Consider the following 18,596-nt stretch of genomic DNA (forward strand, 5'->3'; position numbering starts at 1 on the left):
CTCGTCGCCCGTCCTGTTCTCGTGACCCGGTGTCTCCGCCCACGACGGCGGCGCCGCCCCCGAAGGGACGGCGCCGCTGTCGTCACGCGAGGGCTCAGCCTCCGATGCCCCGGATGGGCGGGTGATGGAACGTGTCACCGAACGCCCGCTGGGATGCCCCCTCACGGTCGAGGTAGGGCGAGGCGCCACCGTCGATGAACGGCCACCCGGCGCCGAGGATGAGGCACAGGTCGATGTCCTGCACCTCGGGCACGACGCCCTCGTCGAGCATGATGTGGATCTCCTGCGCGAGACCGTTCTGCACGCGCGCGAGGATCGTCTCGGGCGCCACCGGCGTCTTTCCCGTGACGAGCACCTTCTGAGCCGCCTTGGTCCACCCCGTCACACGACCGCCCTTGTCCTTCTCGACGACCTCGGGGAGGGCGGCGAGCTCGTGGAAGTTCTCCGACGAGAAGAATCGGTCGGGGAAGGCGTGCGCCATCGTGTCTTGCACGTGCGCGGCGACCTTCCATCCCACCAGGTCGATGAGCTGGAACGGTCCCATCGGAAGACCGAGCGGCGCGAACGCCTTCTCCACCACCGCGATCGGTGTCCCCTCGTACACCGCTCGCGCCGCCTCACCCATGACCTTGGCCAGCAGACGGTTCACGACGAACCCGGGGGCGTCGGCGGTGAGCACGGCGTTCTTGCCGAGACCCTTGGCCACCACGAAGGCCGTCGACAGCGCCGCGTCGGAGGTGGCATCCGTCTTCACGACCTCGATGAGCGGCATGACAGCGACGGGGTTGAAGAAGTGGAAGCCCACCAGACGCTCGGGGTTCTGCAGCACCGAACCGATCTCGGCGACCGAGAGCGACGAGGTGTTGGTGGCAAGGATCGCGTCGGCGGCGACGATCTTCTCGATGGCGGAGAAGACCTCTTGCTTGACGCCCACCTCTTCGAACACGGCCTCGATCACGAAGTCGCAGTCCGCGAACTCCGACCGGTCGGTGGTGCCGTGCACGAGGGCGCGCAACTGATTGGCGGTGTCGCCGTCCAGACGACCCTTCGCCTCCAGCTTGCCGATCTCTTCACGAATGGATGCCACGCCCTTGTCGACCCGACCCTGATCGAGGTCGGTGATGATCACGGGCACGCGCAGCTTGCGCACGAACAGCAGCGCGAACTGCGAGGCCATGAGACCGGCACCGATGACGCCGACCTTCGTGACTCTCTTCGCGAGGGCCTTGTCGGGGGCTCCGACCGGACGCTTCGCGCGCTTCTGCACGAGGTCGAAGGCGTACATGGACGCCGCGAACTGGTCGCCGGTGATGAGATCGGCGAGAGCCTCGTCCTCGCGGGCGAACCCCTCGGCCTTCGTGCCGCTCTTCGCCTTGTCGAGCAGGTCGAGAGCGACGTAGGGGGAGCGGGGCACGGTGCCGATCTTCGACTCGAGCATGCCGCGGGCCATCTTGATCGCGATGGGCCACTTGGTCAGACGCTCGAGCTTGCCGGGCTCGTTCTTGCGCTCGACGCGGACCCGACCGGTGAGCACATCGTCCGCCCAGCGGAGCGAGTCCTCAAGGTACGAGGCCGCCGGGAAGATGGCATCCATGATCCCGAGGTCGAAGGCCTGCTTCGGCTTGAGCATGCGGTTCTGTTTGAGGGGGTTCGAGATGACCACCTCAAGCGCGTTCTCGATGCCGATGAGGTTCGGCAGCAGGTAGGCGCCGCCCCAGCCCGGAATGATGCCGAGGAACACCTCGGGGAGCGCCACGGCTGCGGCGGAGGCGTCGACGGTGCGGTAGGTCGAGTTCAGCGCGATCTCGAGACCGCCGCCGAGCGCGAGGCCGTTCACGAACGCGAACGTGGGCACACCCAGGTCGGACAACGAGCCGATCACCTGGTGTCCGCGCTGCGCGATGAGGCGCGCGACCTCTTTCGAGGGGAGCTTCGCCACGTCGGACAGGTCGGCGCCCGCAGCGAGGATGTACTGCTTGCCGGTGATCGCGACGGCGTGGATCTCGCCCTTCGCGGCGCGCTCCTTCAGCGTCGCGAGCGTGCGCCCGAGCTCGGCGAGCGTCGCGGGCCCGAGGGTGTTCGGCCGCGTGTGGTCGCGCCCGTTGTCGAGCGTGATCAGCGCGAGCACGTTGCCCGAGGGCAGGCGCACGTCACGAACGGGGGAGTGGGTCACCACCTCGTCGGCGGTGAGGGCGTCGAGGGGCGTGAAGTCGATCGAGGTGTAATCGGTCACTTGCGCTTCTTCTTTCCGTCGAAGAACGGGTTCTCCCAGATGACCGAGCCACCCTGCCCGAGGCCCACGCACATGGCGGTGAGGCCATAGCGCACGTCGGGACGCTCGGCGAACTGCGCGGCCAGCTGGATCATGAGACGCACTCCGGATGCCGCGAGCGGGTGGCCCAGGGCGATGGCGCCGCCCCACGGGTTCACGCGCGGATCGTCGTCGGCGATGCCGAAGTGGTCGAGGAGCGAGATCACCTGGATGGCGAACGCCTCGTTCAGCTCGAACAGGCCGATGTCGTCGATCGTGAGTCCGGCCTTCTTGAGGGCCTTCTCGGTCGAGGGGATCGGGCCGATGCCCATGATCTCGGGCTCGACGCCGGCAAAGGCGAACGACACCATGCGCATCTTCGGCGCAAGGCCGAACTCCTTCACGGCATCGCTTCCCGCAAGCAGGCTGATCGTTGCACCGTCGGTCAGGGGCGACGACGTGCCGGCGGTGACGCGACCGTGCGGACGGAACGGTGTCTTCAGCGTCGCGAGGCCCTCTAGCGTGGTCTCGGGGCGGCGCCCCTCGTCCTCGGTCGCCAGCCCCCAGGCACCGTCGGCGTCCTTGATCGCGACCGACACGAGGTCGGGCTGGATCTTGCCGGCGTCGTAGGCCGCCTGCACCTTGTGCTGGCTCGCCACGCCGAAGCGGTCGGCCCGTTCCTTCGTGAGGTGCGGGAACCGGTCGTGGATGCGCTCGGCCGTCACGCCCATGTTCAACGCGCCCGGGTCGACGAGCTTCTCGGCGACGAAGCGCGGGTTGGGGTCGACGTTGCCGCCGATGGGGTGACGACCCATGTGCTCGACACCGCCGGCGAGGGCGAGGTCGTACATTCCGACGCCGATCGAGGCGCCCATGGTGGTGACGCTCGTCATGGCGCCCGCGCACATGCGCTCGACCGCGAGGCCGGGCACGGTCATCGGCAGACCCGCAAGGATCGCCGCGGTGCGTCCGAGGGTCAGCCCCTGGTCACCGGTCTGCGAGGTCGCGGCGATCGCCACGTCGTCGATCCGATCCTTCGGCACGTCGCCGTTGCGCTCCATCAACCCGATGATCGCCTTGACCACCAGGTCATCAGCGCGGGTGTTCCAGTACATGCCCTTCTCGCCGGCGCGCCCGAAGGGGGTGCGCATTCCGTCGACGAAGAAGACGTCCGTCATCTCGGCCACTCTGCCTCCAAAGTTTGGGATGACCCCAGCCTAGGAAGACCGATTCGGTGGGAAGAATCGGTTGTCCGAACCTACGAATCCGTGGCAGACACGTCCTCGTCGGCATTGAGGGAAGCTACAAAGCTATCGGCGATCACCTGTGAGGTCTGGTCAATCTGCCACGGCCGCGCTCCGAGCTCGGCGAGAGCCGTCCCGACCGAATCAGCCGTGACCTCGGACGGCGGAGCCCAGGCCAGCCGACGGAGGGTCTCGGGCGTGAGCAGGTTCTCGGTCGGCATCCGCAGCTCTTCCGCTCGCGCCTCGACGGCCGGACGGGCCTTCTTCAGACGACGATCGGCCTCGGGATTGCGGTCCGCCCACGCGCGCGGCGGAGGGAGGGTGTCGCTGGGAACACGGTCGGCGGGCAGGTCCGTCGACTCCCGACCGGCGACGATCGCGTTCCACCAGCGGTCCAGCTGAGTACGGCTGGCGCGACCGTTGAACTCTTTGACGCCCGCGAGCGCCTGCTTGGTCGCCGGATCCGCGATCACGGCCGCGACGAGGGCGCGATCGGGAACGAGTCGACCCGGGGCCACGTCCTGCTCGCGGGCGTAGTCCTCGCGCGCCTGCCACAGCGACCGTGCCACGGCGAGCGACCGGCGGCCGCGCACGCTGTGCAGGCCACTGAGTCGACGCCACGGGTCGTCGCGCGGCGGCTTGGGCTCGCGGTCGAGCACCGCTTGGAACTCCTGACGCGCGATCTCCGTCTTGCCCTGCTCGGCCAGCTCGGCATCGAGCACGTCGCGGACGTCGATGAGGTGTTCGACGTCGAGGGCGGCGTATTCGAGCCAGGATGCCGGCAGCGGGCGCGTCGACCAGTCCGCGGCCGAGTGGGCCTTGGCCAGAGTGATGCCCAGAGTCTGTTCGACGACCGCGCCGAGGCCGACGCGTTCGTGACCCAGCAGACGCGAGCCCAGCTCGGTGTCGAAGATGCGCGGAGGCTCGAGTCCCCGCTCGCGCAGCGACGGAAGGTCCTGGCTGGCAGCGTGGAACACCCACTCGACCTGGCCGATGGCGTTCTGAAGGGGCGAGAAGTCCTCGATCGTCGAAGGATCGAAGAGGAAGACCCCGGCTTCTCGGCGGAAGACCTGGATGAGATAGGCGCGCTGCGAATAGCGGAAGCCCGAAGCGCGCTCGACGTCGACCGCGGCGGGACCGCTCCCCGCGGCCAGGGTCTCGCAGGCGGCGAGGAAGCCTTCGGCGTCCTCGATGACGATGTACTCAACCACGCGTGGGCCTCCGGGCTCCAAGAACAGCGACGCCCTCCGACCCCGGGGGGAGGCCGGCGAGCATGCACACGAGCTCCGCCCACGCCTCGAGGTGCGGGCGGAAGGGACCGCGCGGCGACCACGACGCGCGAAGTTCGATCTGCGACCCCTCGCCCTGTGAGGCCAGCGCCCCGAAGCCGGTCGAGAGGGTCTTGGTGGCGGTGCCCGATTCGGAGTGGCGCTGGGCGCCGCGCGAGTCCAGAGCGTCGATCAGCCACGACCACGCGACTTCGGCCAGCAGCGGGTCGACGCCGATCTCCGGCTCGAGGGGGGCCTGCGCGAAGCAGACGATGCGCCAGGCACCTCCCCAGGGCTCCGGCTCCTCGGGGTCGTGCAGCAGGATGAACCGCCCCGTGCCGAAGGGTGAATCGGTGGCGTGCTCCTCGGGCCGCACGTCTCCCGCCAGCGCCAGGGAAAAGGGGGCCAGGCCGGACGGCGACGGAATCTGACGAACGATCAGGTCGTCGCGGAATGCCGTGTCGCGCAGCTCTTCCACGGCTCGCGCGAAGGGGCTGTCGGCCTCCGCCGGGCGCTGGTCACTCACGGCCACAGACTAGAGTGAGGCCTCGATGAACGCTCCCAGGCGCGCCGCGGATTCTCGCGCATCGCAGCGCACGACCACCGGTTTGCAGGTCACCCTCTCCGCCCTCGGTGTGGCCCTCGCCGCCTCCGCCACGGCCCTGGGAGCCGTCTCGTTCCGCATGGCGCGAACGGTCGTCCGGCCGGCCGGACGCCGCCCCGACACGCGCATCGTCCGTCTCGACGCGGCCGCACAGACCATCTCCCTCGAGCGCACGCCGAACACGACGCTGCCCGGGCGTTACGGCCTTTTCACCGTCGGATCAGTGGAGTATCTGCGACTGGGCTCGATCGTCGGCGAAGACGGGACGACCGTCACCCGCAAGCTCCTCACACATGTTCCCGCTGACGGCGATCTCGCCCCCGAGGCGGCCTTCAGCGGGTGGTACTTCGACAAACCCGACGACCTGTTGCTCCCGTTCCGCTCTCTCGACATCGACACCGGTGTGGGCGCCTGCCCGGCGTGGGAGTTCCCCGCCGAGCGCGACTCCGATGTCTGGGTGGTGCAGGTGCACGGTCGCGGAACGACGAGGTCGGAGACCCTTCGCGCCGTTCCGGTGTTCCACGCGCTCGGCATCTCGAGCCTGGTGGTGTCGTATCGCAACGACGGCGATGCTCCCCGCAGCCCCTCGGGGACGTACGCCCTCGGCGCGACGGAGTGGCGCGACGTCGACGCGGCGATCGGCTACGCCCGCCGACGGGGAGCGCGTCACGTGCTGCTGATGGGCTGGTCGATGGGCGGAGCGCTGTCGCTTCAGGCCGCCCTGGAATCACCCCACACCGACGTCATCGCCGGGCTCGTGCTCGATTCCCCGGTGGCGGACTGGCGCACGGTGCTCACCTTCCAGGGACGGGCCATGCGCCTGCCGCGCCCCGTGATCGCGCTGGCGGAGCGCACGCTCGCCTCCACCTGGGGAGCCACCGCGCTGCGCAGCGGAGAACCCATCCCTCTCGATCGCCTCGACGCCGTGTCACGGGCCGCCGAGCTCCGGCATCCGGTGCTCATCCTGCACAGCGACGACGACGGCTTCGTCCCCTCCGACGCCTCGCACGCGCTCGCGAGAGCGCGTCCCGACCTCGTCACGATGGAGACCTTCACGGTCGCCCGCCACACCAAGCTGTGGAACTACGACGAGATGCGGTGGACCACGGCGATCCGGGACTGGGTGCGCCGACAGGGCCTCTCCCGGGAGTGATTCCGGATGCCGGCATCCCGGCGAGACGGCAGGATCAGGCGTCGCGCTTCGCGCGCACCTGGCGCTTGGCGCGCATGAGCATGCCGGTCATGCCCGCGATGCGCAACGGGCTCACGGCGCGCGTCAGGCCGATGCTCTGCGGGAAGTCGTCGGGTACCGCGAGCACCTCATCGGCGGTGAGACCGGTGAGACCCTGCGACAGAATGCTCGCGAAGCCGCGCGTGGTCGGCGCTTCGGCGGGGGCCGTGGCGTGCATGGCAACCCGGTCGGCCTCGTCGACCGTGACGATGATGTACACCGGCGACTGGCACTCGACGACACGCTCGCGCATCTCGGGGTGATCGGCGTACTGCGTCGGGACCTCGGGCAGCTCCTGCGAGTACTCCAACAGCAGCTGCAGGCGATCGGGCTCGTCGAGCTCGAGGAACTCGTCGCGGATCTCGGCGAGGCGGGCGGGGAGGGCGTTGTCGGACATCACCGTCATCCTCCCACGCTCGCGTCGACCGGGCTCAGTGCGAGGGGACCTCGCCGGGCTCCGAACCCGCGACGATGGGCACGCGCACCGCGCTGCCCCACTCGGTCCACGAGCCGTCGTAGTTGCGCACGTCGTCGAAGCCGAGAAGGTGCTTGAGCACGAACCACGTGTGGCTCGAGCGCTCACCGATACGGCAGTACGCCACGATCTTGTCACCGTCGGCCAGGCCCGCGCCGTCGCGGTAGATCGCGTCGAGCTCCTCCCGCGTCTTGAAACCACCGTCGTCGGCGACGGCCTTGCCCCACGGCACGCTCTGAGCGCTCGGGATGTGACCGGCTCGGAGAGCGCCCTCTTCGGGGTACGCGGGAGCGGTGGTGCGCTCACCCGAGTACTCCTCGGGGGACCGGACGTCGATCAGCGGGTTGCCGAGGTGCGCGAGCACATCGTCTTTGTAGGCGCGAAGCGCGGAATCGTCGCGCTCGACGACGGGATAGTCGGTGGGCTCGACGACCGTCTTATCGGTGGTGATCGGACGCCCCTCGGAGATCCACTTGTCGCGGCCTCCGTCGAGCAGACGTACGTCCTCATGCCCGAACAGCGAGAACACCCACAGGGCGTACGCGGCCCACCAATTGTTCTTATCGCCGTAGATGACCACCGTGTCGTCTCGCGAGATGCCCTTGCGGCTCAGCAGTTCGGCGAAGCCCGCGCCGTCGACGTAGTCGCGCACGACGGGGTCGTTGAGCTCGGTGTGCCAGTCGACCTTCACCGAGCCGGGGATGTGGCCCGTCTCGTAGAGCAAGACGTCTTCGTCGGACTCCACGATCACGAGGCCCTCCCGACCGAGACGCTCTTCCAGCCACTCACCCGTCACGAGCCGGCCGGGCTCGGAGTAGTCGGCGAACTTGGGGGAGGTGGTGTCGAACTCGACGGTCACGGGTACTCCTCGGTCAAGGCGATGGATGGCGCGGCATAGGGTGGACACCGCACCATCGACCCTAGATCCGCGGCATGGAGCACGCACCCTCCCCGTAAGACTTGGACACAGGACGGCCATGACCTCGACCCCCGCCACGACCGGCCTCATCCACCTCACCGAGCGTGAGCCCGCCGTCTCGGGCGCCGACATGGTCAGCGCCCTCGTTCCGCCGCCGCAGTTCGACGGGGCGACCTTCGAGTCGTACCGCGCCGATGCCGCCTACCCCTCGCAGCAGGAAGCAAAAGAGCTGCTCCAGGCCTTCGCCGGCGCGCAGGCGGCTCCGGCCAAGAAGGGCGGCTTCTTCCGCCGTGCCGAGAAGGTGGCACCGGCGAAACCGGGGGTCTACCTCGACGGCGGCTTCGGCGTCGGCAAGACCCACCTGCTGGCCGCGATCTACCACGCCATGCCGGCTCGCCGGAAATACTTCGGCTCGTTCATCGAGTACACCGCGCTGGTCGGTGTGCTCGGCTACGCCAAGGCCGTCGAGTTGTTCCGCGGCTCCGACCTGCTCTGCATCGACGAGTTCGAGCTCGACGACCCGGGCGACACGATGGTCATGACGCGCCTGCTCGGCGAGCTGGTGGCATCCGGAACCCGGCTCGCCGCCACCTCGAACACCCCGCCGAACGCGCTGGGCGAGGGGCGCTTCGCGGCCCAGGACTTCCTGCGCGAGATCCAGTCGATGGCCGACAGTTTCCGCACGATCCGCATCGACGGCACCGATTTCCGTCAGCGCGCGATCGACGGAGAAGCGAAGGTCCTGTCGGACGAGGGGTATCAAGAGGCGATGGATGCCGCGGCCTCCGGGTCGGTGGCGTCCGACGACGCCTTCCTCGACCTCGTCGGCCACCTCGCGCGCGTGCACCCCTCGCGCTTCATCCGCCTCATCGACGGGGTCGACGTGATCGGCCTGCGCGAGGTAGAGGTGCTGCACGACCAGTCGGCGGCTCTGCGCCTGGTTGCTTTCGTCGATCGCGCATACGACGCGCAGATCCCGATCCGCGCCACGGGCGTCCCGCTCAACACCGTGTTCAGCGACGAGATGCTGGGCGGCGGGTACCGCAAGAAATACCTGCGCGCAGTCTCGCGCCTCGTCGCACTCACGCACTCCTGAGGCGAGTTCATCGCCGGTTCGCGGGCGCAGGAAACGCGATGTTTACCGGAGCGGCCCGGCTGTAACATCCACGAAACACGGGGCGAACGGTCGTGGAACCGGGGCTGTGGACACTGAGGGGACCCGACGCTTTACCTGCGTCCCTGCAGAGAGGTTCCCTCCGAGATGGATCAAGGCAACACCGCATTCATCCTGATAGCAGCCGCCCTCGTGCTGCTGATGACGCCAGGACTCGCGTTCTTCTACGGCGGTCTCGTCAAGGCCAAGAGCGTCATCAGCATGATGATGATGAGCTTCGGCGCGATGGGGCTCATGGGCGTCCTGTGGGTGCTCTACGGCTACGCGATCGCGTTCCCCGCGACCGACGCCGGCGTCACCAACGCCCCGTGGCACATCGACGGCGCTGACTTCGGCCTCGCCAACGTGCTCACCACCCCCGAGGGCGCCGCGTACCCGCCGCTCGCCTTCGTCGCCTTCCAGGCCACCTTCGCCATCATCACCGTCGCCCTCGTCTCGGGTGCGATCGCCGACCGCGCCAAGTTCGGCGCGTGGATGATCTTCGCCGGCATCTGGGCCACGGTCGTCTACTTCCCTGTCGCCAGCTGGGTCTTCAACTTCGGCCTGGCCGAAGACGGCTCCTTCAGCTACGGCGGCTGGATCACCCACGGTCTGCAGGACGTCTTCGGCGTCGGCGCGATCGACTTCGCCGGCGGTACCGCCGTGCACATCAACGCCGGTGCCGCAGCCCTCGCGCTGGCTCTGGTCCTCGGTAAGCGCGTCGGCTTCCAGAAGGGCGCCCACGTCCCTCACAACCCGCCGTTCGTCCTCCTCGGTGCGGGCCTGCTGTGGTTCGGCTGGTTCGGCTTCAACGCCGGTTCCGAGCTCGCCGCCGACAACACCGCCGCCCTGGCCTTCGTGAACACGATCGCCGCTCCCGCCGCAGCCCTCCTGTCGTGGCTGATCGTCGAGAAGATCAAGGACGGCAAGCCCACCTCGGTCGGCGCCGCCTCCGGTGCCGTCGCGGGTCTCGTCGCGATCACCCCGGCCTGCGCCGCTCTGACGCCGATCTGGGCCATCGTGCTGGGCCTGCTCGCGGGCGCGGTCTGCGCCCTCGCCATCGAGCTCAAGTTCAAGCTCGGCTTCGACGACTCGCTCGACGTGGTCGGCATCCACCTCGTCGGTGGTCTGCTCGGAACGCTGTACCTGGGCATCTTCGCCAACACGAGCGGCCTCATCTACAGCGGCTCGTTCAACCAGCTGATCGTCCAGGCGATCGCCGCCCTCGCCGTCCTGGTCTACTCCTTCGTGCTCGCCTTCATCATCGGCTTCGCGATCGAGAAGACCATCGGCTTCCGCGTGAAGAACGAAGACGAGATCGCCGGTATCGACACCGTCGTGCACGGCGAAGAGGGCTACGTGCTCTCCGACGTTCGCGGCTGACACCCGCTTCACCCCGAACGGGGCGTCACCGATTCGTCGGTGGCGCCCCGTTCGTCGTGCCTAGGGTGGGGGAATGGGAACCGCCTCTCGTCTGCTTTCCGCCGTACTGGGCATGTTTCGGTCGACGCCGACGGCTCCGCCCGCTCGTCATTCCGCTCCCGCCGCGCCGACCGCGCGTCCGTCCGGTCCTCGCGGGAGCGAGACCGTCGAGATCGATCCGCCGCGGCACCTCACCCTGTCGTACGCGCCGAAACGCGACAACGCCCCCGACGGGGGCGAGATCGTCTGGACGTGGGTTCCGTATGAGGAGCGTGACGGGCGGGGCAAGGACCGGCCGGTCCTCATCCTCGGTCGAGCGGATGCCACCCGCTCCTACGCCGTGAGACTCACCAGTAAGCCGCACGACGGCGACCGCCAGTACGTGTCGCTGGGGACGGGGGAGTGGGACCCTCAGCGTCGGCCCTCGTGGATCGACGTCGAACAGCTCTATCTCGTCCACGACGCGGGGATGCGCCGGGAGGCAGCGGCCTTGGACCGCGCGCGGTTCGACGTGATCGCCGCCGCTCTCGCCGCGCGCTACGGCTGGTCGCGCGGCTGACGCTCTGCGCTCATTGCCGCACCGAACGGGGAACTCTTCGTGAGAGCTACGTGAGATTCCTCTCATCTACCGGGTTTTCTTGCCGGGAACCGTTCGTTCTCGACAACCAGGTCGATAAATTTCTGCCGTGCCGTTGGATCCCGAAGAGTCATTCGCTCAGGTCGAAGCCGACGTTCGTCGTGCCGAGATGCGCGCCGCTCAGATGCCGGTCTTCGAGGCGACGGTCGCTTCCGTGCGCGGCACCGGTCGCTCCCGCGGTCGCGACGTCATCGCCCAGGTGGACTCGGGCGGCCGGGTCGTCGATCTGCGGCTGAGTGAGGCGGCCCTGGCACGCGGCGCCCAGCGACTGTCCGCCGAGATCCTCTCGACCATCCGTCAAGCCGAGGTCGATGCCCGCGAGAGCACGCTCCGCGCGGTGAGCGAGCTCCTCGGCGCCGACGATCCCATCGTCGCGCAACTACGCGACACCGAACCCGCCTCACCCGAGAGGACTCTTCATGGCCGATGACATCGCCGTCGACTTCGATCGACTCCGACAGCACGCCGCATTCGTCGATTCCCTCGTGGGCGACGTCGGATCGGCGCTCTCCGTCCTTCGCGGCGGCAACCTGCTTCCCGAAGCCTTCGGGCTCTTGTGCGCGTTCCTCGTTCCGCCGGGACTCGCGTTGTCGGCAGCCGCCACCGGTCTCCTCGGCGAGGACCAGTCACTGCTCATGCGCACCGCCGGCGAGTTGCGGCAGACCGCCGACCAATGGGAGCAGTTTGAAAGCGACACCATCGCGACCATCCGGTCCCTCGAGTCTGCGATGGGGGTGTGATGAGTACCGTCGTCGCCCCCGGCACCACCTTCTCCGGCAGCCGCGTCATCGAGTCGGGCCGCGCCCTCGCCGAGGCCGTCAAGAGCGGCAACTGGCTCGACGGAGGAATGGCGTTCCTCGACACCCTGGGCGATGCGGCCGCCGCGCTCACCGATCCCATCGGCACATTGACCGCGTGTGGTCTCGGGTGGGTCATGGAGCACCTCAAGCCCCTCAGCACCTGGCTCGATCAGCTCGCCGGCAGCGCCTCCAACGTCGCCTCCGTCGCATCGCAGTGGGTCTCTGCCGGGTCATCGATGCGCCAAGCAGGCGCCGACCTCACCCGCCGCTTGAGCGACCTCGATGGCATGACCGGCGGCAGCATCACCGCGTACATGCGGTTCGCCACGGACGCGGCGAAGCACCTCGGCGCGGCTGGTGAATGGGCCGAGGCCGCGGCGAGCGGACTCACCTCCGCCTCCACCCTGGTGACCAAAATGCAGGGCGTCGTCAAGTCGGCGATCTCCAAGGTTGTCGCCACCGCGATCGAGGCCATGGCAGTCGTCGCCGCCTCGTTCGGTCTCGGCATGGGATACGCCATCGCGCGCGTCGTGATGAAGGTCAACGAGATGGTGAACAAGGTCGTTCGCCCTCTGCGGGCCGTGCTCGGATCGGTCAAGGCCCTCACCGGGCTCGTGCAGCAGCTCCGCGGTGTCTTCGACCGCACGTCGACCACGACCGCGGCAGCCCTGCAGAGCAGCGCCCAGACCATCCGTATCGATTCGGGGGCCGTCGTCGACGCGTCAGATGCCACCCGCTACGGAAACAGCGCCGCCCACGACCTCACCGTCAAGGGTCAGCGTGCCGACGGGGTCGTCTACCGCCCCTTCACCGTCTCGGGCGAGCACGCCTCGGCGGACTTCCACCTCAGCGGCTCCGGGGCGCTCTCCGGGGCCCCCACGCCCGATGGGGCGGTCATCGGCCAGGCCTCCCTCGGCGGGTCCGCCGGCGCGGGCGGCTCGCTCGGTGGGCTGACCGGGCTCGATGCCAAGACCTTCGCCGGTGCGCACGGCGGAAACACTGGCGCGCTCATCGGCGGGACCACCGGGGGAGCGGCCATGGCCGCCACCTCCCTGTCGTCCGCGCAGGGTACCGGGCCCGGCGGTCTGCGCCCTCCGATGGCAGGCGCCGGCACCCAGCACGGAGCAGGGGCGGGAAGCCGACAGAAGCTCGGTCAGCGCCGTCGTGATCTTCGCGTGGTGATCGAAGACGATTGACCCGCGATTCGACGACGCCCCGGCGTCCGGCCTCACGACGGCCGGGTGCCGGGGCGTTACCACGGAGGGCGCCGGTCGGCAGGAACATCGAACAGCCGCTCGGGCCGGCGCGGATCGTCGCGGGGCGAGTCGGCGTGTCGGGTCCGGCGGTTGCGCTGCGGGTGGAGGGGTGGGGAGAAGGCGGGCAACCGCGGCGACGACGTACGCATCGAAGAGCTCAGTCGTGCGGGGTTGGGGTCGAGGGGGTGCCGACCAGCTCTTGTCCGGTCCTGACGCCGGCGACTCACTGCTGAAAGTGGCGCGATAAACGCGACGCCGGAGGCAGACCGGCGAAGAAACAGAAAACCCCCGGCGAACCGGGGGTGAAACTGTGGGCGATGCCGGACTCGAACCGACGACCTCTTCCGTGTGAAGGAAGCGCGCTACCAACTGCGCCAATCGCCCTCATCCCGAACGGGACTCATCGATCGTACCGGATACCGAGAGGTACTTCGAACCAGGGTCGGCAGACACGCGCGGGGCGCGCCTGGTTTTGCGCGCGCGCTCAGATCGGGTAATGTCTTACGAGTGCTCGGGGCAAGCCCCGGGAACGAAATGCGGATGTAGCGCAGTTGGTAGCGCACAACCTTGCCAAGGTTGGGGTCGCGAGTTCGAGTCTCGTCATCCGCTCGAGTGGAGGGATCTCCGTCTGGGAAACCGACGGAGCATCACGACACGTGGGTCGAACCACATCACGGTGGCGTGGCCGAGCGGCTAGGCACCGGCCTGCAAAGCCGTTTACACGGGTTCGAATCCCGTCGCCACCTCGCCTCACAATAGAACAGCCTGTATAGGCGCGATTGGCGCAGCGGTAGCGCGCTTCCCTGACACGGAAGAGGTCACTGGTTCGATCCCAGTATCGCGCACCACCTGAGAAGCCCCCGGTTCGCCGGGGGTTTCGTCGTTTACGGATGCAGCCCACGACCCGGCCGGCGGAATGAATGCCACGTGCCGGGCGGTATGCCGCGGCGACCCTCGTGGCGGAGAACGATCGGACGACTGTCGCGCGACGGCTCACTGACGGACACGTCGGTGTCACGCGCCCGGAGATCAGGCGCTGCGCCGATCGACGCTTTCCCGAGCCGGTCAGGCGGGGAGTCGTCCGGGAGAGTGGTCGCCCCCGCCGCCAGAAAGGGGGGCTGCGGAGTGCCTGGCGGCGGGGACAAGACGACACTACGACGTGTCCACCGTTTGGGGGACACGTCCGATGGATTCTTGCGGTGTCCTTGCGCTGATCTTGCGCTCAGCCTGCGCTTCAGGCGCAGCACGCACAGCGGGCGCATGGCCGACGCTCAGTATCGTGACCACACGCCCCTCGGCCGCCGCCGAAGGAGTTCGCCACCGTCCCCGACGGCGCAGGAAGCGAGGCCTCCGTGACCAGTGAATCCCCCCTCTTCTCCACCCCGTCAGGTCCGATCCGCGGGTGCCGTGATGGCTCGGTGCTGCGGGCGCGCGGCATCCCCTATGCGCGCGCGGAGCGCTTCGGGCGGCCGGAGGCACTCGAGGACAGAGCCGCGAACGACGTTCTCGAGGCGCTCGAGCCCTCGCCGGCGTCGCCCCAAGCCCCGACACCGCTGATCGACGCGCTCGGCGATCAGACGGGTGGACTCCCGCTCCGCGAAGACTGCCAGCACCTTTCCGTCACCGTGCCGGCGGATCGACACGAACGCGACGCCCCGCTCCCCGTCATGGTGTGGATCCACGGGGGCGGGTACACCAGCGGCGCGGGCGACCTCCCGGTGTACGACCCCGCCGTCCTCGCTCACGAACAGCGCGTCATCGTCGTGACGGTCACGTACCGCCTCGGCGTTCTCGGTTATCTCGGCGACGGCGCGGGGCGGCCGGCGAACCTCGGCCTGCTCGATCAGCTCGCTGCCCTCGAATGGGTGCAGCGCAACATCGCCGCCTTCGGCGGAGACCCCGCCCGTGTGACGGCATTCGGGCAGTCCGCCGGAGCGGACGCGATCCTGCACCTCATGGCCATCGATCGGGCCCGCGGTCTGTTCTCGCGCGCCATCGTGCAGAGCGCACCCATGGGCACCATGGGCGGTCGCGCCGCGCTCACGGCGGCGATGAGCGCGGCATCCGCGGGGCTGACGCCGACCACTCCGGTGAGCGAGCTCGCGCGCCTCCAGGGGGACGCGATGCGGGCCTCCCGCGGCTTCGGACGCTTCTCTCTCATGCCGTTCGCGCCGCAGCCGGGTCACGACCCGCTCCCCTCCGAGAGCGAGATCACCGAGCGGTGGCTCGAGCGGGCTGCCGGCATCCCTCTGCTCATCGGCGTGACCGCCGAAGAGACCCGACTCTTCCTGCCCGTCATCTCGGTCCTCGACGGCCTACGCTCCTTCCCGACGTTGTACGCGCTCGTGTCGACCGCCCTCGATACGGCCATGAACGTCATCGTCTACGCTCGCCCGGCCCGCCGCCTCGCCCGCGACTACCGCCGCGCCGGGGGGACGGTGCTGCGGTACGTCTTCCGCTGGCGCGCGAACGACATCTACCGTGCGTCCCACGCGATCGAGGTGCCGTTCGTGTTCGGTACCGAGGCGATAGGCGCACACCTCCCTCCGTACGAGGGAGCACGAGCCGACGAGCTCGCCGCCGTCGGAAGGAGCATCCGCGCCCTCTGGGGCGACTTCGCGCACGGACGCATCGGGAACATGGCATCCGTTCCCGATGTCCTCGACCTGTACGGAGACCGGGGCGGGCCCGATGCGCAACCCACCGCCACGGACACCCCCACGCATTACGGTGACAGCATGACCGTCCCCGACGCCCAATGGCGAGAGATCGCCGCCTCGCCGTTCGTTTCTCTCGGCACGTATCGCCGCAACGGTGCCCTCGTGTCCGTTCCCGTCTGGATCGCGCGCGACGGAGACGAACTGGTCGTCACGAGCGAGCGCTCGACGGGCAAGGTCAAGCGCCTGCGCAACGACTCCCGCGTCACGCTGCAGCCCTGCAGCCGCATGGGCACAGTGGAACCGGATGCCATCCGGGTCGAGGCCGAGGGACGCATCGCCGGACCCGCCTCCGACGACGCCCGCGCAGACGCCGCTCTCAAGCGCAAGTACGGCTTTCAGTACCGCGCGATCCTCGGCGTCGAGGCACTCGTGCGGCGGATTCAGCGCAAGCCCGGTGACCGCGTCATCATCCGCATCGCGCGCAGCGCCTGATCCACGGCATCCGCTCGTCCCCTGTGCGCGCACTGATGTCCCGAAACCGCAGTCCTCGGCGAGGAGGTTTGCGCGCAAGGGGGTTTCACGAGAGCGTGCAGACAGACAGCGGTTGCCGCCCCGGGCCCCGCGTTCCCCTTCTCGCCGAGAGGCGCCGGACCGCAGGCGGCGGTGACGGGAGCGAGATATGGGCAAGTTCATTTACGACGGCAACATCAAGGTCGATTTCGAAGACCGGCTGCTCGCGCATCTGCAGGCCGTCATCATGGCCAAGGTCCGCCGCGGTGAGAGTTTCCCGTTCACGTGGAAAGACGACATCAGCACCGGCGGGGGACGCACGACGGTCTACATCCATCCGCACGTGTCCCTGGTGTTCAAGTTCCACGGCAGCCGAACCCCGCAGCTCAGCACGGCGTGGTTGCACGCGCTGACGCACAACGCCAACTCCGGCCGCGGACTCTACGTCGTGACCGAGCCCGACGAGTTCGTCCGTCGCGAGAGCACCCGAGGCGAAGAGATGATCTTCAGCGAGGTTCCGAACGACCAGGCTCCCCGATCCCCCCGCGACTGAGGAGGGAATGGATGCCGGCACCTCTGCGGTTGCATCGCGTATGAGCGACTGGACCACCACCAAGCCGTACTTCGAGACCGACGCCGTCGCGCACCTCGCGACGCTGATGCGCGACGGGTCTCCGCACTCGATCCCGCTCTGGGTCGGCGTGGACGGCGAACGCCTCATGCTGTTCACCGAGGTCGACACCCTGAAGGACCGGAACCTCCAGCGCGATCCGCGCGTCGCCATCTCGGTCACGGCGACCGACAACAACTACTCGATGGCGTTCGTGCGGGGAGTGGCCGTGGAGCGGATCGACGGCGACGCGGCCCTGCCGTACGTCGACCGGATCTCTCGGCTGTACACCGGCGAAGACTACGGCCTGCGCACGGGACTGGCTGTGTGGTTCATCGAGCCCCACAAGGCCTGGTCGCGAACGTACGACGACTGAAAGCTCACCAGACGAGCGGCAGCACCCCGAGGAACAGGATCAACGGCGCGATCACCGCACCGAGCAGGACGAACCGGCTCCACCGCACCTCGATGCCCGCGGCGACCAGGCGGTCGTGCCACAGCAGGGTCGCCAGCGACGCCCACGGCGTCACGATCGGCCCCGCATTCACTCCGATCAGCAGCGCGGCGAGGCGCGCGGGGGAGCCGGCCGCCGACTCGAGCGCGAGGTAGGCGGGCAGGTTGTTGATGCCGTTCGCCGCGAGGGCGCCGACGCCCGCCAGCTGCCAGAGCGACACCAGGTCGTCACCGGAACCGGCGAGCACCGCGGTGATCCGTCCGATCCCGAGGGCTTCGAGGGCCCCGACGGCCAGGAACAGGCCGCCCGCGAAGACCAGCAACGACCAGGGCACGAGACGGATGCCGAGGGCCCGCGGCGCGCGCCAGGCGAACGCGGCGACGAGGACGACGGCGGCGGCTGTGGCCGGCATCCAGGGTTCGAGTCCGACGACCAGCAGGGGTAGCAGGGCGAAGGTCACGACCGCCGCGACACGCAGCAGGAGGCGGTCCGAGATCTCGGGGGAGGCCGCATTCGGGTACGTCTTGGGCAGGCGCCGCAGGAACACGAGCGTGAGCACGATGACCGACACCGCGATGGCGATGAGCGCCGACGGGCCCAGCAGCGTGAGGAAGGCGACGGGGTCGTGACCGCCCCCGAGCGCCTCGGATGCCAGCAGGTTGGTGAGGTTCGACACCGGAAGCACCAGCGAGGCGGTGTTGGCGAGCACGACGGTGACGAACGCGAACGGGAGCGGATCGAGCCGGCGAGCCACGGCCATCGACACCACCACGGGAGTGAGCAGCACCGCGGTCGTGTCGAGCGAGAGAAACGCCGTCGCCACTGTCGCCAGCGCCACCACGAGCACCCACAGCAACGCGGTTCGCCCACGAGCGAGCGTGGCCAGGCGGGCGGCCACGACGTCGAAGAGCCCCGCTTTGGATGCCAGCTCGGCGACGATCGTCACCGCCACGACGAACAGCAGGATGGGCCAGACGCGGTCGGCGACGGCGAGAGCGGCGTCGGCGGGGAAGACGCCGGTGAGCAGCGCGATGATCCCGAGGACCCAGAGCACGCCGCCGATGATGGCCAAAGTCACCGCTCCACTATGGGGCACGTCGCG

The 18,596-nt window shown here is 68.9% G+C and carries 17 protein-coding genes and 4 tRNA genes; 13 read left to right on the forward strand and 8 right to left on the reverse strand.

Annotated elements, in window-relative coordinates:
* Positions 1-94 precede the first annotated feature (94 nt).
* The 4 genes from MTE01_RS07690 to MTE01_RS07705 all read right to left on the reverse strand — a co-directional run bounded on the left by MTE01_RS07690 (position 95) and on the right by MTE01_RS07705 (position 5,289).
* The gene (locus tag MTE01_RS07690; RefSeq protein ID WP_103209422.1) at positions 95-2,233 is read right to left on the reverse strand and encodes a 3-hydroxyacyl-CoA dehydrogenase NAD-binding domain-containing protein; all 2,139 of its coding nucleotides are present in this window, start codon (positions 2,231-2,233) and stop codon (positions 95-97) included.
* On the reverse strand, positions 2,230-3,438 hold the full coding sequence (locus MTE01_RS07695) for a thiolase family protein (RefSeq protein ID WP_103209424.1): 1,209 nt from the start codon (positions 3,436-3,438) through the stop codon (positions 2,230-2,232). The genes MTE01_RS07690 and MTE01_RS07695 overlap by 4 nt, the downstream gene beginning before the upstream one ends.
* Positions 3,439-3,509: 71 nt before the next feature.
* Positions 3,510-4,706 carry a ribonuclease D gene (locus MTE01_RS07700; protein WP_116239780.1) on the reverse strand — a complete coding sequence of 399 codons (1,197 nt, stop codon included), beginning with the start codon at positions 4,704-4,706 and terminating at the stop codon, positions 3,510-3,512.
* Complete coding sequence (locus MTE01_RS07705) at positions 4,699-5,289, reverse strand: DUF3000 domain-containing protein (protein WP_170210645.1); 591 nt, start codon at positions 5,287-5,289, stop codon at positions 4,699-4,701. Before MTE01_RS07705 ends, MTE01_RS07700 begins: the two co-directional genes overlap by 8 nt.
* Before the next feature lie 25 nt (positions 5,290-5,314).
* Here MTE01_RS07705 and MTE01_RS07710 point away from each other — a divergent pair, with 25 nt between their 5' ends.
* Positions 5,315-6,520 (forward strand): alpha/beta hydrolase family protein, encoded by a 1,206-nt coding sequence (locus MTE01_RS07710; RefSeq protein ID WP_103209432.1) that lies wholly within the window; start codon positions 5,315-5,317, stop codon positions 6,518-6,520.
* A gap of 34 nt (positions 6,521-6,554) precedes the next feature.
* Here the strand turns inward: MTE01_RS07710 and MTE01_RS07715 are convergent, their stop codons facing one another.
* On the reverse strand, positions 6,555-6,995 hold the full coding sequence (locus MTE01_RS07715) for a SufE family protein (protein ID WP_103209434.1): 441 nt from the start codon (positions 6,993-6,995) through the stop codon (positions 6,555-6,557).
* A gap of 34 nt (positions 6,996-7,029) precedes the next feature.
* Positions 7,030-7,932 (reverse strand): sulfurtransferase, encoded by a 903-nt coding sequence (locus tag MTE01_RS07720; protein WP_103209437.1) that lies wholly within the window; start codon positions 7,930-7,932, stop codon positions 7,030-7,032.
* A gap of 118 nt (positions 7,933-8,050) precedes the next feature.
* Between MTE01_RS07720 and zapE the strand changes: the two genes are divergently transcribed.
* From zapE to MTE01_RS07750, 6 genes are all read left to right on the forward strand, one after another.
* Positions 8,051-9,088, forward strand: coding sequence for a cell division protein ZapE (gene zapE / locus MTE01_RS07725; RefSeq protein WP_103209440.1), 1,038 nt, complete (start codon positions 8,051-8,053; stop codon positions 9,086-9,088).
* A 165-nt stretch (positions 9,089-9,253) separates the two neighbouring features.
* The gene (locus MTE01_RS07730) at positions 9,254-10,528 is read left to right on the forward strand and encodes an ammonium transporter (protein ID WP_094734472.1); all 1,275 of its coding nucleotides are present in this window, start codon (positions 9,254-9,256) and stop codon (positions 10,526-10,528) included.
* Positions 10,529-10,601: 73 nt separating this feature from the next.
* Entirely contained in the window at positions 10,602-11,126 is a 525-nt protein-coding gene (locus tag MTE01_RS07735) for a type II toxin-antitoxin system PemK/MazF family toxin (RefSeq protein ID WP_103209442.1), read from the forward strand.
* Positions 11,127-11,253: 127 nt separating this feature from the next.
* Positions 11,254-11,634 carry a YbaB/EbfC family nucleoid-associated protein gene (locus MTE01_RS07740; protein WP_103209445.1) on the forward strand — a complete coding sequence of 127 codons (381 nt, stop codon included), beginning with the start codon at positions 11,254-11,256 and terminating at the stop codon, positions 11,632-11,634.
* Positions 11,624-11,944: a type VII secretion target gene (locus MTE01_RS07745; RefSeq protein ID WP_103209447.1), complete on the forward strand. Its 321-nt coding sequence runs from the start codon at positions 11,624-11,626 to the stop codon at positions 11,942-11,944. The genes MTE01_RS07740 and MTE01_RS07745 overlap by 11 nt, the downstream gene beginning before the upstream one ends.
* Entirely contained in the window at positions 11,944-13,200 is a 1,257-nt protein-coding gene (locus MTE01_RS07750) for a hypothetical protein (protein WP_141376671.1), read from the forward strand. Before MTE01_RS07745 ends, MTE01_RS07750 begins: the two co-directional genes overlap by 1 nt.
* A gap of 371 nt (positions 13,201-13,571) precedes the next feature.
* Here the strand turns inward: MTE01_RS07750 and MTE01_RS07755 are convergent.
* Positions 13,572-13,644: transfer RNA gene (locus tag MTE01_RS07755), tRNA-Val, on the reverse strand.
* 152 nt (positions 13,645-13,796) lie between these two features.
* Here MTE01_RS07755 and MTE01_RS07760 point away from each other — a divergent pair.
* The 6 genes from MTE01_RS07760 to MTE01_RS07785 all read left to right on the forward strand — a co-directional run bounded on the left by MTE01_RS07760 (position 13,797) and on the right by MTE01_RS07785 (position 17,416).
* A tRNA-Gly gene (locus MTE01_RS07760) sits at positions 13,797-13,869 on the forward strand.
* Between the two features lie 66 nt (positions 13,870-13,935).
* Positions 13,936-14,006, forward strand: a tRNA-Cys gene (locus tag MTE01_RS07765).
* Positions 14,007-14,033: 27 nt separating this feature from the next.
* Positions 14,034-14,108: transfer RNA gene (locus tag MTE01_RS07770), tRNA-Val, on the forward strand.
* A 504-nt stretch (positions 14,109-14,612) separates the two neighbouring features.
* Positions 14,613-16,412, forward strand: coding sequence for a PPOX class F420-dependent oxidoreductase (locus tag MTE01_RS07775; protein WP_218026339.1), 1,800 nt, complete (start codon positions 14,613-14,615; stop codon positions 16,410-16,412).
* A 187-nt stretch (positions 16,413-16,599) separates the two neighbouring features.
* A complete protein-coding gene (locus MTE01_RS07780; protein ID WP_141376673.1) occupies positions 16,600-16,983 on the forward strand; it encodes a DUF7882 family protein in 384 nt (127 codons plus the stop codon).
* Between the two features lie 40 nt (positions 16,984-17,023).
* Complete coding sequence (locus MTE01_RS07785; RefSeq protein WP_141376675.1) at positions 17,024-17,416, forward strand: TIGR03618 family F420-dependent PPOX class oxidoreductase; 393 nt, start codon at positions 17,024-17,026, stop codon at positions 17,414-17,416.
* 4 nt (positions 17,417-17,420) lie between these two features.
* On the opposite strand, the gene MTE01_RS07790 is transcribed toward MTE01_RS07785, so the two are convergent.
* On the reverse strand, positions 17,421-18,572 hold the full coding sequence (locus tag MTE01_RS07790; RefSeq protein ID WP_103209462.1) for an SLC13 family permease: 1,152 nt from the start codon (positions 18,570-18,572) through the stop codon (positions 17,421-17,423).
* Positions 18,573-18,596 lie beyond the last annotated feature (24 nt).

Source organism: Microbacterium testaceum (assembly GCF_006539145.1).
GTDB lineage: Bacteria > Actinomycetota > Actinomycetes > Actinomycetales > Microbacteriaceae > Microbacterium > Microbacterium testaceum.

What these genes read in the sequence shown, in the direction of transcription:
- MTE01_RS07715 (WP_103209434.1), bottom strand. Translation starts at nt 6,995, where the DNA reads ATGTCCGACAACGCCCTCCCCGCCCGCCTCGCCGAGATCCGCGACGAG.
- MTE01_RS07745 (WP_103209447.1), top strand. Translation starts at nt 11,624, where the DNA reads ATGGCCGATGACATCGCCGTCGACTTCGATCGACTCCGACAGCACGCC.
- MTE01_RS07735 (WP_103209442.1), top strand. Translation starts at nt 10,602, where the DNA reads ATGGGAACCGCCTCTCGTCTGCTTTCCGCCGTACTGGGCATGTTTCGG.
- MTE01_RS07730 (WP_094734472.1), top strand. Translation starts at nt 9,254, where the DNA reads ATGGATCAAGGCAACACCGCATTCATCCTGATAGCAGCCGCCCTCGTG.
- MTE01_RS07750 (WP_141376671.1), top strand. Translation starts at nt 11,944, where the DNA reads ATGAGTACCGTCGTCGCCCCCGGCACCACCTTCTCCGGCAGCCGCGTC.
- MTE01_RS07710 (WP_103209432.1), top strand. Translation starts at nt 5,315, where the DNA reads ATGAACGCTCCCAGGCGCGCCGCGGATTCTCGCGCATCGCAGCGCACG.
- MTE01_RS07785 (WP_141376675.1), top strand. Translation starts at nt 17,024, where the DNA reads ATGAGCGACTGGACCACCACCAAGCCGTACTTCGAGACCGACGCCGTC.
- zapE (WP_103209440.1), top strand. Translation starts at nt 8,051, where the DNA reads ATGACCTCGACCCCCGCCACGACCGGCCTCATCCACCTCACCGAGCGT.
- MTE01_RS07780 (WP_141376673.1), top strand. Translation starts at nt 16,600, where the DNA reads ATGGGCAAGTTCATTTACGACGGCAACATCAAGGTCGATTTCGAAGAC.